The sequence below is a fragment of the Streptomyces sp. NPDC060031 genome, assembly GCF_042736805.1.
Lineage (GTDB): Bacteria > Actinomycetota > Actinomycetes > Streptomycetales > Streptomycetaceae > Streptomyces.
Map to the genome: position 1 here is coordinate 14577 of NZ_JBHWVM010000040.1, position 16340 is coordinate 30916.

Below are 16340 nucleotides of genomic sequence, written 5' to 3' on the forward strand. Positions count from 1 at the left end.
CGTGAACGAGGAATGGCTCATCTACCGCGGCGTCGGCGAACCCCACGACGGGATCGACGCCCTGCCCGATCCGCCGCCCTGGCGGGACTTCGACGGCGGACCCGTCGGGGAGACCGGGGCGGCCGCCGCACAGCCCGACGGGAACGTGGCGCGCCGGCTCGGGGCGCACCGGCAGGCCGCCGAGATGCACCGGCCCGAGCCCGAGGAGCTGGAGGCCATCAACGCCGCGCTGTACCTGCGCAGGCCGCTGCTGGTCACCGGGTACCCGGGAACGGGGAAGTCCACCCTCGCGCACGCCGTCGCACACGAGTTGAAGCTCGGGCGCGTCCTGCGCTGGCCCGTGGTCTCGCGGACCGTGCTCCAGGACGGGCTGTACCGGTACGACGCCATCGCCCGTCTCCAGGACGTGCAGCTCGCTGCCGGCTCCGCCGCCGAGGGCCGGGCCGACCCCCCGGGGATCGGGAAGTACATCCGGCTCGGGCCGCTGGGCACGGCGCTGCTGCCCACCGAGCGGCCGCGCGTCCTGCTCGTCGACGAGCTGGACAAGAGCGACATCGACCTGCCCAACGACCTGCTGAACGTCCTGGAGGAAGGGGAGTTCGCCCTTCCGGAGCTGGAGCGGGTCGCCGACACCGAGCCCGAGGTGCAGGTGCTCACCGACGACGGGGCGAAGGTGACCGTCCGGGGCGGTCGGGTGCGCTGCCGGGCCTTCCCCTTCATCATCCTGACCAGCAACGGCGAGCGGGACTTCCCGGCCGCCCTGCTGCGCCGGTGCATCCAGCTCAAGCTCGGGCAGCCCGGGGAGAAGCGGCTCGCCACCATGGTGCGGGCGCACCTGGGCGAGGAGGCGGCCCGGCTGGGGGCCGATCTGATCCGGGAGTTCCTCAGCCGCTCGCAGTCCGAACTGGTCGCCGCCGACCAGCTGCTGAACGCCATCTACCTCACCCACCACGCCGCGCCCCCCACCCGGGAGGACCTGGCGGACCTGCTCATCCAGCGCCTAGACCGCCCGAGGTGACGGGCCGTGCCAGCTGCCGGGCCCGGCATCCGCGAACTGGCCGCCCTGCTCAGGGCCGCCGGGCTCGACCCGTCCACCGAGGAGATCGCCGACGCGCTCTGGCTCGCCGGCCGGACACGCCCGCCGGGCGGCCGGCCGCCGGACGCGGATCCGCCCGGACGGGAGCCGGCCGCCGAGCCGGACGAGGCGCGGCCCGGGCCGGAGCCCGTACGGCCGCCACGGCCGCCGGCCGAGGATCCGATCGGCCTGTACGCGCCGGAGGCCCGCCCGGGAGGCACGCCGGACCCGGCGTTCGGGTCCGGCTCCGGCTCCGGGGCCGGTCCCGGCGGCGGACCGCACGCCGCCGACCCGCCGGAGGCCCTGGACGGCGTGCCCGTACGGGTCCCCGCGGCGGCCGCGCTGCCCCGGATCCTGGACGTCCAGCGGGCCCTGCGCGCCCTCCAGCGCCACCGCCCGCCCTCACCGCCCGGCCGGACGGTGCTCGACGAGCCCGCCACCGCCGAGGCCAGCGCACGGGCGCTCGGGCTGGTCATCCCGGTGTTCCGGCGCGAGAGCCGGCGCGAGGCGACCGTACGGCTGGTGATGGACGCGTCGCCGTCGATGGCGGTGTGGCAGGACATGTTCGAGGAACTGCGCTCCGTGTGCGAGCGGTTGGGCGCCTTCCGGGACGTGCAGGTGTACTACCTGCACCGGCTCGCGGACGGAGGGGCGGCCGTCGGGCGCGGCCCGCTGCCCGGCGCCGGGACGGCCTCCGGGGACCAGCTGCGGGACCCCACCGGGCGGGCGCTGACCATGGTGGTCTCCGACTGCGCCGGGCCGGTGTGGCGCGAGGGCCAGGCGCAGCGGCTGCTGTACCGGTGGGCCGAGTGCACCCCGTGCGTGGTCGTGCAGCCCCTGCCGCAGCGGCTCTGGAGCCGCAGCTGGCTGCCCACCGAGCGGGGCACGCTCTCGCGGGCCGAGGGCGGCGGGAAGCTGAGGTTCCGCCCGGACCGGCCGCCGCGGGCCGGGCGGCCCACCGGCGGCCTGACCGTGCCCGTCCTGCCGCCGAGCGCCACCGCTCTCGGCGCCTGGGCCCGGCTCGTCGCCGGGCTCGGCACCGGACCCGTCCCCGCCGAGGTGGGCCGGGTCCTCGCCCGCCACCCGGCCGCGACCGCGCCGCCGCCGCGGGCCGCCCGGCCGCCGCGCGAACTGGTGCGGCGCTTCCGTGCCTCGGCCGCGCCCCGGGCCGTACAGCTCGCGGTGTACCTGTCGGCGGCCCCGCTGACGCTGCCCGTGATGAGGCTGGTGCAGCGCACGATGCTGCCCGACTCGGAGCCCTCGGACCTGGCGGAGGTGCTGCTGAGCGGGCTGTTGCGGCGCACCTCCGAGGCAGGCTGGTACGCCTTCGTTCCCGGGGTGCAGGACGTACTGCTGGGGCCGCTGGGGCGGGACGAGGCCGCACTGGTCCTCAAGCACTGCTCGGAGTACGTGCTGGCGCACTTCGGGCGGGGCGTACGCAACTTCCCCGCGCTCGCCGTCTCGCAGCTGACCGGGGCCCCCGCGCCGGCCGAGGACGCCGACGAGCGGGTCCCGGCGGCCCGGCTGCCGCAGGCCTTCGCGCAGGTCTCCGCCAAGGTCGTACGCCGCTACCTGCCCGGCCCGCCGCCCGAGGGCCCGGCGGTGGCGGCGAGCAGCCCGCCGCCGCCCGGCCGCGACCAGGCGCTGCGGACCGCGCGGGAGCGGCTCGCGGAGCACGACCGCAGCGGGGACGCGAGCGGCCAGCGCCCGCTGTACGAGGCCGTGACGGTACTGCGGCGGGCGGTGGCCGCCCCCGCCGGACCCGGTGACCCGCCGGGGGAGGCCGAGACCGAGCTGGCCGGGGCGCTGCTGCGGCTGTGGGCGCTCCAGCGCGACCCCGAGCTGCTCGCGGAGGCCGAGCGGGCCCTGGCGGGACTGGGCACCCCCGGGGCGCGGGCGGCGCTCGGCCGGGTCCTGTACGAGCGGGCCCTGGCGGCCCCGGGGCCGTCCGCCCTGGGCGACGCCGGGCTGCTGGCCGCGGCGGAACGGGAGTTCGCCGCCGCCGGGGCCGTGGCGGACCTCGACCCGGAGCTGCGGGTGGACTGCGCGGTACGGCGGGCGCAGGCCCTGATCCGGCTGAGCGGGCTGCGGGAGGACCCGGGGCCCCTGCGGGAGGCGCGGGCCGCGCTGGAGGCCCTGACCGGCCCCGATCCGGACCCGGATCCGGATCCGGAATCCGCCGCCGACGCGGACGCCGGAGTCGACCCCGCGCTGCGGCTCGCGCTCGGCCGCGTCCTGCTGGCGCTGCTGGCGCACACCCCCGAACCGGACGCACGCACCGCCCTGGCCGTGCGGGCAGCCGACCACCTGACCGTGGACCCGGCCGCCGGGCGGGGCGCGCGGGCCCGGGTCCGCGTCGAACGGGCCACGGCCCTGCGGTACCTGCCCGGACGGCTGGAGGAGGCCGCCGGGCAGCTGGAGGCCGCGCTGGCCGAGGCCGCAGGAGACCCCGAACTGCGGGTGTCGGCGCTGCTCTGCCTGGCGCGGGTGCACCGGGCCCGCCACGAACGGGACGCGGACCCCACGGCCCTGGAGGACGCGGCCGGCGCCTACAGCCGGGCCCGGCGGCTGATCCCCCGGGACGGGGACACCTTCGGGGAACTGCTGCCCGAGTGGGGCGAGGTGCTCCTGGCCCGCGCCGGGGCCGCCGAGGCCGACGGGCGAGCCTTCGCCTCCACCGCGGTGCGGGTGCTGCGCGAGAGCCGGGCCGCGGTGCCGCAGTCCGACCCCCGGGCCGCGCACCGGCTGATCCGGCTGGCGGCCGGGCTGCGCCTGCGCCACACGTACGAGGGCGACCTGGTGGACCTGCGCGAGGCGGAGTACCTGCTGGAGCTGGCCGTCCGGCAGAGCCGCAACCCCCTGGAGCAGGCCGGGGCCTGGCGCGACCACGGGGACGTACAGCAGCAGATCCACGCCCAGACACGGGCGCTGGAACGGCTCGACCGGGCCGCGGACTCCTATCGGCGGGCGTGGCGGGCTGCGCTGGACACCGACCGGGGGGAGTGGCGGGACACCGCCGTCGAGCTGGCCGCGCGGGTGCAGGAGCTGCGCGGGGAGGTGCTGGAGCGGCTCGCGCGGCCGCGGGCGGCGCTGGACGCGTATCGCTCCGCGCTGGAGTCGTGGACGCGGCTCGGCGGGGGCGCCGGCACCCGCGCCGCCGCCGTCCGCGCCCGCATCCGCGCCCTGGAGCCGCCGTGACCGCTCCCGGATCCCCGCGCCTCTTGGCTGATGCCGCCAGCGGCTGAGGGGCGGCATCAGCCAAAATCCAGCCCCGTCGGCGTTTGAGGCGCGGGGTCTGGGGCGGGGCCCCAGTAGGGGCGGGGCCGCCGCCGTTTCCGCTTACCCCCCGGAGGGAAAAGGGCGCACATGGTGACCAAGCATCAGGAAGCGGCGGCAGCGGCCCCCGAGTGCCCCGGGCGGTTACCGGACCTCTCCGGGCTGGACCTGGCCGCACTGCGGGGGATCGAGCACCCCGTGCTCGCCCAGGTGATCGAGGGCATGGTCGAGCGGGTGACCCACCCGGCCGAGATCCTGAACGCCTTCGACTCCGGAGTCGTCTGATCTGTCTGCCCTGAAAGGAGTTGACCACTTTCCGCCGTTAGCGCGGGCCCCGGCAAGGGCAGGGATGGACCGTCCCGGGGGAGGGAGGTACAGGCGATGAGGCAGACGAACACGAGTCACGCGCGACACGCCCCCTGGCCCTACACCCGGCTCGACGTCCCCGCCGCCCGGGCCGGCGGCCACCGGCCGTACCCCATACGGCAGTTCGTCCTCAAGACGCGCAGCCGCTGTAACCTCGCCTGCACCTACTGCTACGTCTACGCCATGGCGGACCAGGGCTGGCGCGCCCAGCCCACCGTCATGACCCCGGCCACCGTCACCCGCGCCGCCGCCCGCATCGCCGAACACGCCGCCGCCCACGACCTGCCCCGCGTCGACCTCGTCCTGCACGGCGGGGAGCCGCTGCTCACCGCCCCCGCCGACCTCGCCGCGCCCGTCGAGGCCGTGCGGGACGCCCTGCGCGCGGCCGCCCCGCGCACCCGGGTCACCGCGACCGTCCAGACCAACGGCGTCCTGCTCACCCGCGGCCGGCTCGCCGCGCTCGCCGCCGCCGGGATACGCGTCGGCGTCAGCCTCGACGGCGGGCTGCCCGCGCACAACGCCCGCCGCGTGGACCACGCCGGGCGCCCCGGGTTCACCGCCGCCGCCCGGGGCCTGCGGCTGCTGGCCCGCCACCCCGAGAGCTACGCCGGGGTGCTCTGCGTCGTGGACCTCGCCCAGGACCCGGTGGAGACGTACGAGTCCCTGCTCGCCTTCGCACCGCCCGCCCTCGGCCTGCTGCTGCCCCTGGCCAACTGGAGCACCCCGCCGCCGGGCCGGAGCCCGCGCGAGACCCCGTACGCCGACTGGCTCCTGGCCGTCTTCGAACGCTGGTGGCACGACGGGCAGCGGCGCACCCGGATCCGGATGTTCGAGGAGATCATCGCCCTGCTGCTGGGACTGCCCGCCGCCACCGAGACCCTGGGCCTGGCGCCCGCCGCCACCGCCGTCGTCGAGACCGACGGCGCCATCGAGCAGGCCGATTCGCTGAAGTCCGCCTACGAGGGCGCCGCCGGCACCGGGATGGACCTCGCCACGCACAGCTTCAACGAACTGCTGGAACACCCCGGGCTCGTCGCCCGCCAGCTCGGCCGGGACGCCCTCGCCGCCGCCTGCCGCTCCTGCGAACTGGTCGAGGTGTGCGGCGGCGGCCACTACCCGCACCGCTACCTCGCCGGCGAGGGCTTCCGCCAGCCCTCCGTGTACTGCGCCGACCTCCAGGTCCTGATCCGGCACATCGCCCACGCGCTGCGCGACGCCACCCGGCGGGCCGCGTCGTGAACCCCTTCACCGTCACCTCCGCCACCCTGCGCGCCCTGGCCTCCACCGAGCCCTCGGCCGACGGCACCCGCCTCGTGCGCGACGTACGCCGCTCCAAGCGCCTGGTCCTGCTGCGCGCCGTGCTCGACGCGGCCCCCGGCGGGCGCGCCGGGGAGGCCGCCGAGCACTGGGCCCTGCTGGAGGAGGCCGAACGGCACGCCCCCGACGCGGTGCGCGACGTCCTGCACTACCCGGCCACCGGGGTGTGGGCCGAGGAGACCCTGCGCCGGCTCCACGCCCCGTGCGGACCCCCGGCCGACCTCGCCCACCTCGGGGCGCTCGCCGTCGCCGCCGCCCTGCGCTCCGGGATCACCTTCAAGGCCACCCTGCGGCCCGTGCACGGCCGCCTCGTCCTGCCCACCGTCGGCCTGCTGCGCCCGGCCCGGCCCGGACCGCTCGCCCTGACCGAGCGCTCCTGGGACCCCGCGGACCCGGCCGCGCTGGCCCTGCACACCCTGCCCGGCGGCCGTACCGCCCTCGACGACCTCGACCCCTACCGGGCCCCCGGCCCGGACCGGCCGGCGCCCGTGCGCCCGGCCCGCCGGCTCACCCCCCGGGGCCACAAGCGCTGGGACACCCAGTGGTCCGGCGCCCTCACCCTGCTCCAGCGCTACGACACCGCCCGCGCGCAGGAGATGAGCCTGCTGCTGCGCTCGGTGGTCCCGCTCGGCGGCGGCTCCCGCTCCAGCGGCGCCACCCTGCCCGCCGCCGCGGGCTCCGTACTGGCCCGGGCGCAGGCCCCGCCCGCGCTCGCCGCGACCCTCGTGCACGAGGTGCAGCACGGCAAACTGACCGCCTTGGCCGACGTGGTCACCCTGCACACCGCCGACCGCACGCCCCGGCACTGGGCCCCCTGGCGCGCCGACCCCCGCCCCCTGGACGGGCTGCTGCACGGCGCGTACGCCCACCTGGCCCTCGCCGGGTACTGGCAGCGCGCCGCCCTCTACGGGGCCCGGGGTGCGTGGGCCCAGCACGCCCGGATCCGCGCACAGGTGGCCGCCGTACTGCCCGTCATCCGGGCTCATGGCCAACTGACCTCCCTCGGAAGGGAATTCACCGAGGCGATGGCCGCCGCCGAAGAGGCCATGGACGAGGTGGCGCCCCCTGCGGCCCAGCAGGCCGCCGCCCGCCGCGCGGTGGACCTGGAACGCGGCGCCTGGTGCGCGGAGCACCCCGAACTCGCCCCGTTCGCACAAGGGTGACGGACCGTCCACTGCGGTACCTTTTCAACCCCGTCCACCGCCCGCATCCAGGGAGACGGCAGCATGACCACCGGAAGCCTCCAACCGCAGCGCTTCGTCATCAGCTTCGCGGGCTTCAACCGCCCCTGGGCCGTGTGGATCGCCCACCGCCTGGAGGAGTACGGCCACCGCGTCACCCTCCAGCGCTGGGACCCGCAGAACAGCCCCGGCGTCGGCGAGGCCCTCGACGACCTGGCCCGCGGCGGCGGCCGGGTGCTGCTCGTCCTCAGCGAGCGCTACTTCTCCGCAGGCACCCGCACCGACGCGGAGTGGAACACCGCCCTGCGCGAGGTCACCGACCGCCACCCCGACCGGTTCGCGGCCGTCTGCCTCACCGACGCCCCGCTGCCGAGCGCCGTCGCCGTACTGGAGAAGACCGACCTGTGGGGCCTGGACTCGTACGAGGCCGAGTACCGGGTGCTGCGCCGCCTCGACCTGCCCACCGACCGGGTCGGCGCCGAGACCGGCCGCCGCGGCCCGCGCTTCCCCAACGACCCGCCCGAGATCTGGGGCCGCGTCCCGCGCCGCAACCCCCGCTTCACCGGCCGCAACGACGTCATCGGCAACCTCCGCGAAGCCCTGACGCAGGCCCCGTCCGGCGCCTCCACCGTGACCCTGCTCGGGCTCTCCGGGGTCGGCAAGACCCAGGTCGCCACCGAGTACGCCTACCGCTTCGCCTCCGAGTACGACGTCGTGTGGTGGGTCCCGGCCGAGGACCGGCCCACCCTGCGAGAGCGCCTCGCCGACCTGGCCCCCGCGCTGGGCCTGCCGCGCGGCGCCGGCAGCTACGGCGAGCAGATCCGGGCCGTCCTGGAAGCGCTGCGGCGCGGTTCCCCGTACAACCGCTGGCTGATCGTCTTCGACGGCTGCGACAACCCCGACGACCTCACCGACCTGCTGCCGGCGGGCGCGGGCGACGTGATCATCACCTCCCGCAACCGTGAATGGGCCTCCCGGCACACCAGCCTGGTCGAAGTGCCCCTCTACGCGCGGCCCGAGTCCATCACCTTCATCCGCCGCCGGGCCCTGCGCCTCACCGGCGAGGAGGCCGACCAGCTCGCCGAGGCCCTGGACGACTACCCGCTCGCCCTCGACCAGACCGCGGGCTGGCTCGCCGACTCCCCGCTGTCCGTCGGGGACTACCTGGCGCTGCTGAGGCGCCGGCTCGACTCCCGGGAAGCCGTCACCCTCTCCGACGACTACCCGGTGCCCTTCCCCACCGCCCTCGCGATACTGCTCAACAACATCCGCGAGAACTTCCCCGACGCCCTCGCCCTGCTCCGGCTGTTCGTGTTCTTCGCACCCGGCCGGGTCCCGCTGCGGCTGCTGCGCGAGTTCCCCGCCGACGACGTGCCCGAGGACCTCGCGGGCCTCATCAACGACCAGATCCGGTGGAACGCTGCCCTCAACAAGCTCGTCCAGTTCTCCGTGGTCCGCCTGGAGTACTCCGACCTGCCCGTCGAGGAGGGCGGCGGCCTGGAGACCGTCCAACTCCACCGCATGGTCCACAACATCGTCCGCGAGGACCTCGGCGAGCAGGAGGCCGAGCCGCTCTCGCGCGCCGTGCGCCAGGTGCTCGCCGCCGCCGACCCCGGACGGCCCGCCGACTCCCGGCTCTGGCCCCGGTACGCCGAACTCATCCCGCACCTGGACTCCGCCGGCGTGCTGACCAGCACCAACCCGCGCATCCAGAACTTCCTGCTGCACTGCCTGCGCTACCTGATGCTCGCCGGGGAGTACCGCACCTGCCTGCGGCTCGCCGAACAGACCGACGGCATCTGGCGCGCGATGCTCGGCGACGACCACGACCAGGTGCGCGAGCTCAGCTACCACCACACCGGCGCCCTGCGCATGCTCGGGCACTTCCGCCGCGCCGAGGCCCTCGCCCGCTCCCGCGCCGACCGGCTCCTCGCCGAACGCGGCGACCGGGACCTGGAGACCCTGCGCGCCACCAGCACCTACGCCGGGGTCCTGCTCAGCACCGCCAAGTTCGAGGAGGCCCGGAAGCTGCTGGAGCACGCCTTCGCGACCTATCGCGAACTGCTCGGCGAGGACGACTCCACCACCCTCAACGCCCAGAACAACGTCGCCGTCGTCCTGCGCCTGCTCGGCCGCTTCCAGGAGGCCTACGACACCGACCTGGACACCCTGCGCCGACGCGAACGCGTCCTGCGGGTACGGCACATCGCCACGCTCTCCTCGGGCATCGGCTGTGCGATGGGCCTGCGGCTGATGGGGCGCTACCGGGAGGCGCTGGCCCGCCAGGAGCAGGGCCTCAAGATCCACATCCAGGTGCTGGGCGCCAACCATCCGCAGACCCTGCGCGCCGAGCACAACCTCGGGATGTGCCTGCGCCGCTCCGGGGACATCCCCGGCGCCGGCGCCCGGCTGCGCAGCGTCCTGGAACGCTCCACGCGCGTCTTCGGCGCCGAGTTCCCCTGGACGCTGATGGTCGCCTCGGACTACGCGACGTACCTGCGCGAGTACGGGGACATCGGCGAGGCCCGCCGCATCTCCGAGGACGTCGTACGGGGCTACCAGTCCCAGCTCGGGCTCGCCCACCCGTACAGCATCGGCACGGTCGGCAACCTCGGCCTGGTACTGCGCGCGCAGGGCGAGCGGGTGGAGGCGCTGTCGCTCGCGGAGCAGGCGCTGGTGGGCATGCGGGGTGCGCTCGGCGACCGGCACCCGTGGACGCTGGGCTGCGCCCTGAACGCGACCGGGCACCGCAACATCACCGGGCGGCTCGACTCCGCGGTCGACCTGAGCCGGGAGACCCTGCGCACCGCGGAGCAGGTGCTGGGCCCGGACCATCCGATGGCGCTCAGCGCGCAGATCGCGCTCGCCGCGGACCTCCGGTCGGTCCGTGAGGACGCGGAGGCGGGCAAGCACGAGGACGCGGGCATCAAGGGCCTGATCCGCACCCTCGGCCCCCAACACGTCCACACGGTCTCGGCCCGCCAGCAGACCCGCCCGTACTGGGACTTCGAACCCCAGCCGTAGCCGAACCCGGCTCCCGGCAGCGGTGCCGCAGCCGGAAGGCCCGGCGCCCCCCCGAGGGGGTGCCGGGCCTTCCGGGGGTTACGAAGCTCAGGCTTCGAAGACCTCGTTCAGCAGGAGCTGCTGCTCCGCCTGGTGGCGCTTCGCGGAGCCCACCGCCGGCGAAGAGCCGTGCGGCCGCGAGATGCGCCGCAGGCGCTCGCCCGCCGGGACGTCCGCACCGACCGCCAGGTCGAGGTGGTCGATCAGGTTCAGCGCGATGAACGGCCACGCACCCTGGTTCGCCGGCTCCTCCTGCGCCCAGATGTACTTCGCCGCGTTCGGGAACTTGGCGATCTCCGCCTGGAGCTCCGCACCCGCAAGCGGGTACAGCCGCTCGATGCGGATGATCGCCGTGTCCGTGATGCCGCGCTTCTCCCGCTCGGCCTCCAGGTCGTAGTAGACCTTGCCGGCGCAGAAGACGACCTTGCGGACCGCGTTCGCGTCCACGGTGGCGTCGCCGATGACCGGACGGAACGAACCGCTCGTGAACTCCTCCGCCTTCGACGCCGCAGCCTTCAGACGCAGCATCGACTTCGGGGTGAAGACGATGAGCGGCTTGTGGTGCGGGTTGTGGACCTGCCAGCGCAGCAGGTGGAAGTAGTTCGACGGCAGGGTCGGCATCGCGACCGTCATGTTGTCCTGCGCGCACATCTGGAGGAAGCGCTCGGGGCGCGCGGACGAGTGGTCCGGGCCCTGGCCCTCGTAGCCGTGCGGCAGCAGCAGCGTGACGCCGGAGGTCTGGCCCCACTTCTGCTCGGCCGAGGAGATGAACTCGTCGACGACGGTCTGCGCGCCGTTGACGAAGTCACCGAACTGGGCCTCCCAGAGGACCAGCGACTCCGGGCGGGCCAGCGAGTAGCCGTACTCGAAGCCCATGGCCGCGTACTCGGAGAGCAGCGAGTCGTAGACGTTGTACCGGGCCTGGTCGTCCGACAGGTACAGCAGCGGGGTGTAGTCCTCGCCGGTCTCCCGGTCGATGAGGACCGCGTGGCGCTGGCCGAAGGTGCCGCGGCGGGAGTCCTGGCCGGACAGCCGGACCGGGGTGCCCTCCATCAGCAGCGAGCCGAAGGCGAGGGTCTCGCCCATGCCCCAGTCGATGGTGCCCTCGTCGATCATCGCCGCGCGGCGCTGCAGCTGCGGCAGCAGACGCGGGTGGACGGTGACCCCGTCGGGGATGTTGACCTGGGACTCGGCGATCCGCTTGACGACCTCCGGGGAGACCGCGGTGTCCACGGCGACCGGGAAGTCGGCCTGCGTGACCGGGGCCGGGGCGGCGACGGCGGGCTGCGTGGCGGCCTCGCGGACCTCCGCGAAGACCTTCTCCAGCTGGCCCTGGAAGTCCTGGAGCGCCTGCTCGGCCTCTTCCAGCGTGATGTCGCCGCGACCGATGAGGGACTCGGTGTACAGCTTGCGCACCGAGCGCTTCTTGTCGATCAGGTCGTACATCAGCGGCTGCGTGAAGGCCGGGTTGTCGGACTCGTTGTGCCCGCGGCGGCGGTAGCAGATGAGGTCGATGACCACGTCCTTGTTGAACGCCTGGCGGAACTCGAAGGCGAGCCGCGCGATGCGGACCACGGCCTCCGGGTCGTCGCCGTTCACGTGGAAGATCGGCGCCTCGATCATGCGGGCCACGTCGGTCGCGTACATCGAGGAACGCGAGGACTCCGGGGCGGCGGTGAAGCCGACCTGGTTGTTGATCACGACGTGGACGGTGCCGCCGGTGCGGTAGCCGCGCAGCTGCGACATGTTCAGCGTCTCGGCGACCACACCCTGGCCGGCGAAGGCCGCGTCGCCGTGCAGGGCGACGGGCAGGACGGTGAAGTCCGTGCCGCCCTTGTTGATGATGTCCTGCTTGGCGCGGACCACGCCCTCCAGGACCGGGTCCACCGCCTCCAGGTGCGAGGGGTTCGCGACGAGCGAGACCTTGATCTGCTCGCCGTCCAGGCCCGTGAAGGTGCCGTTGGCGCCCAGGTGGTACTTGACGTCGCCGGAGCCGTGCATGGACTTCGGGTCGAGGTTGCCCTCGAACTCGCGGAAGATCTGCGCGTACGACTTGCCGACGATGTTCGCCAGCACGTTCAGGCGGCCGCGGTGGGCCATGCCGATCGCGACCTCTTCGAGGCGGGCCTCGGCGGCCGAGTCGATGACGGCGTCGAGCAGCGGGATGACGGACTCGCCGCCCTCCAGGGAGAAGCGCTTCTGGCCGACGTACTTCGTCTGCAGGAAGGTCTCGAAGGCCTCCGCCGCGTTCAGGCGGCGCAGGATGCGCAGCTGCTCCTCGCGCTCCGGCTTGGTGTGCGGGCGCTCGATGCGGTCCTGGATCCAGCGGCGCTGCTTCGGGTCCTGGATGTGCATGAACTCGACGCCGGTGGTGCGGCAGTACGAGTCGCGCAGCACGCCGAGGATGTCGCGGAGCTTCATCATCGACTTGCCGGAGAAGCCGCCGACCGCGAACTCGCGCTCCAGGTCCCACAGGGTGAGGCCGTGCTCGGTGATGTCGAGGTCGGGGTGCTTGCGCTGCTTGTACTCCAGCGGGTCGGTGTCGGCCATGACGTGGCCGCGGACCCGGTAGGAGTGGATCAGCTCGAAGACGCGGGCGGCCTTCGTGACGTCGTCGTCGTGCGAGGCGTCGATGTCCCGGAGCCAGCGGACCGGCTCGTACGGGATGCGCAGCGCCTCGAAGACGTCGTCGTAGAAGCCGCTCTCGCCGAGCAGCATGTTCGCGACGATGCGCAGGAACTCGCCGGAGGCCGCGCCCTGGATGACCCGGTGGTCGTAGGTCGAGGTCAGGGTCATGACCTTGGAGATGCCCAGCTTGTTCAGGGTGTCCTGGGAGGTGCCCTGGAACTCGGCCGGGTAGTCCATCGAGCCGACGCCCATGATGACCGACTGTCCGGGCATCAGGCGGGGCACGGAGTGCACGGTGCCCAGGCCGCCGGGGTTGGTCAGCGAGACGGTGACGCCGGTGAAGTCGTCCATCGTCAGCTTGCCGACGCGGGCCCGGCGGACGATGTCCTCGTAGGCCTGCCAGAACTCGAAGAAGTTGAGGGTCTCGGCCTTCTTGATGCCGGCGACGACGAGCTGGCGGTCGCCGTTGGGCTTCACCAGGTCGATCGCGAGGCCGAAGTTGATGTGCTCCGGCTTGACCAGGGTCGGCTTGCCGTCCTTCTCCGCGAAGGAGTAGTTCATCGACGGCATGGCCTTGATCGCCTGCACCATCGCGTAGCCGATGAGGTGGGTGAAGGAGATCTTCCCGCCCCGGGCGCGCTTCAGGTGGTTGTTGATGACGATGCGGTTGTCGAAGAGCAGCTTCACCGGCACGGCGCGCACGGACGTGGCCGTCGGCACCTCCAGCGAGGCGTTCATGTTCTTGACGACGGCAGCCGCCGGGCCGCGGAGCGTCACCAGCTCGGGGCCCGCGGGGGCCTCGGCGGCGGGCGCGGCCTGCTTGGGGGCTACGGGAGACGGAGCGGGAGCGGCGGCGGCCGGTGCGGCGGCCGGGGCCTGGGAGGTGACAGTCACAGCAGGGGCACCAGAGGGGGTGGCAGGAGCAGGGGCAGGAGCTGACACAGGCGTGGGCGCGGGCGCAGAGGACGGTCCGGCGTCGGCCGCCCCCGTGGCGGCGGCGTCGGAGGCCTGCGGGGCCGAGGCGGCGGCAGAGCTGGCGGCCTGTGCGGAGGCGCCCTCCGTCGTCGTCGCGGAGGGTACGGACTGATCGGCCTTCACCGGAGCGGCAGCGCCACCCGGCTTGTAGTCGGCGAAGAAGTCCCACCAGGCCCGGTCGACCGAATTCGGGTCCTGGAGGTACTGCTGATAGATCTCGTCGACGAGCCACTCATTCGCGCCGAAGCCTGAGGCAGGGTTCTTCCCGCCCTCTGCTGCTTCGGTCGTGGTGCTCGAGTTACTGGGGGACTGTGGCGACACGGCGGCAACCGCCCTCTTCCGCTTCACAAGGTATGGACAGCGGGAATAAAGGCTACGCCTCCCGGACGGTCGGATGCAGACCGGGCGGGACTTCCGTCGTGCAGGTCACATCGAACGGCGGGTTTCACTGCCTGGAATGGCGGGAAACAAGCGTGGTTCGGGCAGGAGCCACCGTGGTTGCGGCCCCCGTGGCTTCGCACCCCTGACGGACCTCGGGACGTGTGGCCGAGATCATGTCCTTCCCACTCGAACCCTACGTCAACCCAGCACCTGTGAGCTGCCCGGAAGCGTGACGAGGATGCGGCATCCCCGTGACGATTCGGCCACTCCGATGTGCCCCCCGTGCAGTCCGACGGCCCAGCGGGCGATGGCCAGCCCCAGTCCGGTGCCCCCGTCGCCGCCGCGGGCGCTGCCGCGGTTGAACCGCTCGAAGACCCGGTGGCGCTCCGCCTCCGGGATCCCGGGACCTTCGTCCAGGACCTCAAGGGCCAGGCTCCCGGGCGCGTCGCCGGCCCGCGCCCGTACGGTGACCCGGCCGTGCGGGGGGCTGTGCTTGAGCGCGTTGTCGATCAGGTTGGCCACGACCTGGTGCAGCCGCTCGGCGTCCGCGTAGGCCGACAGGTCGGACGGGAAGACGTCCAGGTGCAGGTGCACGTCGTTGCGGGTGTGCCCGCCCGAGCCCGTGGACAGCCCCGGCCGCCCGGCGGCCGCCAGCCCGGACTCCTTGAGCACCCCCGACAGGTAGGGCCACACCTCGAAGCGGCGGGCCCGCAGCGGCACCACCCCGTTGTCCACCCGGGACAGGTCCAGCAGGGTCTCCACGAGCCGGCCGAGGCGCTCGGTCTGCTTCAGCGCCGTCCGCATGGTCTCCGGATCGGGGTCCGAGACCCCGTCCACCACGTTCTCCAGCACCGCCCGCAGCGCCGCGATCGGCGTGCGCAGCTCGTGCGAGACGTTGGCGACGAGTTCCTTGCGGTGCCGGTCCACCGCCTCCAGGTCGTCCGCCATCAGATTGATGGTCGAGGCCAGGTCGCCCAGTTCGTCGCGGCGCCCGGCGCCGCGCACCCGGCGCGTGTAGTCGCCGTGGGATATCGCACGGGCCACGGTGGTCATGTCGTCCAGCGGCGCGGTCAGGCCGTGCGCGACGAACTGCGTGATCAGCATCGAGGCGATCACCGAGAACACCGTGATGAAGCGGAACTCGGTGTCGGTGCGCACCGCCACCATCAGCAGACCCGTGGTGATGAAGACCGAGACCACGACGAGCGTGCCCAGCTTGGTCTTGATCGAGAACGGCGAGAACGGCCGCAGTCCCCCGCCGTGCGGGCGCCCCGCGCTCACGCCTGCGCCGGGGTCTCCAGGGCGTACCCGACGCCGTGGACCGTACGGATCCGCTCCGCGCCGATCTTCCGGCGCAGCGCCTTGATGTGGCTGTCGACGGTACGGGTCCCCGACGCGTCGGCCCAGTCCCACACCTCCGCCAGCAGCTGCTCCCGCGAGAGCACCGCCCGCGGGGTCCCCGCCAGGCACACCAGCAGGTCGAACTCGGTCGGCGTCAGGTGCACGTCCTCGGTCTGCACCCGGACCCGGCGCTGCGCGTGGTCGATCTCCAGGTCCCCCAGCCGCAGCGTGGCCCCGCGCGGGGCGTGCGCGGCGAGCGTGGCCCGCTCCACCCGCCGCAGCAGTACGTGGACCCGTGCGGCCAGCTCGCGCATGGAGAACGGCTTCGTCATGTAGTCGTCCGCCCCGACCCCGAGGCCGACCAGCATGTCGGTCTCGTCGTCCCGGGCGGTGAGCATCAGCACGGGGACGGGCCGCTGTGCCTGGACCCGGCGGCAGACCTCCAGCCCGTCGAAGCCGGGCAGCATGACGTCGAGGACCAGCAGCTCGGGCAGCCAGCTCTCGGCGGCCGCCACCGCGGCCGGCCCGTCGTACGCCGTCTGCACCTGGAAGCCCTCGGCCCGTAGCCGGGCCGAGATGGCGTCGGCGATGGTGCGGTCGTCCTCGACCACGAGCACGCGCCGCTGGGCGCCGGGGGTTGCCGCGGCGCCGTTGTGGGTGGTGTGTGTCTGTTCCATGTCCCGCCCCTGAAGATCCCGCGTGATAAGGGTGCAGCGTAGAGGAGGCACCGGCCTGCG

General features: G+C 74.0%; 9 protein-coding genes. 6 read left to right on the forward strand and 3 right to left on the reverse strand.

Features of this window, described 5'->3' with window-relative positions; all coding sequences use genetic code 11:
• Nucleotide 1: 1 nt before the first annotated feature.
• The 6 genes from ACFWB8_RS19405 to fxsT all read left to right on the forward strand — a co-directional run bounded on the left by ACFWB8_RS19405 (nt 2) and on the right by fxsT (nt 10239).
• Nucleotides 2-1018 (forward strand): AAA family ATPase, encoded by a 1017-nt coding sequence (locus ACFWB8_RS19405; protein ID WP_385228073.1) that lies wholly within the window; start codon nt 2-4, stop codon nt 1016-1018.
• Between the two features lie 6 nt (nt 1019-1024).
• Complete coding sequence (locus tag ACFWB8_RS19410) at nt 1025-4273, forward strand: SAV_2336 N-terminal domain-related protein (protein WP_385228076.1); 3249 nt, start codon at nt 1025-1027, stop codon at nt 4271-4273.
• 168 nt (nt 4274-4441) lie between these two features.
• Nucleotides 4442-4636: an FxSxx-COOH cyclophane-containing RiPP peptide gene (gene fxsA / locus ACFWB8_RS19415; RefSeq protein WP_385228079.1), complete on the forward strand. Its 195-nt coding sequence runs from the start codon at nt 4442-4444 to the stop codon at nt 4634-4636.
• A gap of 96 nt (nt 4637-4732) precedes the next feature.
• Nucleotides 4733-5956 (forward strand): FxsB family cyclophane-forming radical SAM/SPASM peptide maturase, encoded by a 1224-nt coding sequence (locus ACFWB8_RS19420; protein WP_385228082.1) that lies wholly within the window; start codon nt 4733-4735, stop codon nt 5954-5956.
• Nucleotides 5953-7197, forward strand: coding sequence for an HEXXH motif domain-containing protein (locus ACFWB8_RS19425; RefSeq protein ID WP_385228085.1), 1245 nt, complete (start codon nt 5953-5955; stop codon nt 7195-7197). The genes ACFWB8_RS19420 and ACFWB8_RS19425 overlap by 4 nt, the downstream gene beginning before the upstream one ends.
• A gap of 63 nt (nt 7198-7260) precedes the next feature.
• Nucleotides 7261-10239, forward strand: a complete 2979-nt coding sequence (fxsT, locus tag ACFWB8_RS19430; protein WP_385228088.1) for an FxSxx-COOH system tetratricopeptide repeat protein — start codon at nt 7261-7263, stop codon at nt 10237-10239.
• Between the two features lie 87 nt (nt 10240-10326).
• Here the strand turns inward: fxsT and ACFWB8_RS19435 are convergent, their stop codons facing one another.
• From ACFWB8_RS19435 to ACFWB8_RS19445, 3 genes are all read right to left on the reverse strand, one after another.
• Nucleotides 10327-14202, reverse strand: coding sequence for a multifunctional oxoglutarate decarboxylase/oxoglutarate dehydrogenase thiamine pyrophosphate-binding subunit/dihydrolipoyllysine-residue succinyltransferase subunit (locus ACFWB8_RS19435; protein WP_385228091.1), 3876 nt, complete (start codon nt 14200-14202; stop codon nt 10327-10329).
• Between the two features lie 258 nt (nt 14203-14460).
• A complete protein-coding gene (locus ACFWB8_RS19440) occupies nt 14461-15543 on the reverse strand; it encodes an ATP-binding protein (protein WP_385228094.1) in 1083 nt (360 codons plus the stop codon).
• Entirely contained in the window at nt 15540-16280 is a 741-nt protein-coding gene (locus tag ACFWB8_RS19445) for a response regulator transcription factor (protein ID WP_214944275.1), read from the reverse strand. Before ACFWB8_RS19445 ends, ACFWB8_RS19440 begins: the two co-directional genes overlap by 4 nt.
• Nucleotides 16281-16340 lie beyond the last annotated feature (60 nt).

Excerpts from the sequence above, each read along its gene's own strand:
- fxsA (WP_385228079.1), top strand. The coding sequence starts at position 4,442 with ATGGTGACCAAGCATCAGGAAGCGGCGGCAGCGGCCCCCGAGTGCCCC.
- ACFWB8_RS19420 (WP_385228082.1), top strand. The coding sequence starts at position 4,733 with ATGAGGCAGACGAACACGAGTCACGCGCGACACGCCCCCTGGCCCTAC.
- fxsT (WP_385228088.1), top strand. The coding sequence starts at position 7,261 with ATGACCACCGGAAGCCTCCAACCGCAGCGCTTCGTCATCAGCTTCGCG.
- ACFWB8_RS19445 (WP_214944275.1), bottom strand. The coding sequence starts at position 16,280 with ATGGAACAGACACACACCACCCACAACGGCGCCGCGGCAACCCCCGGC.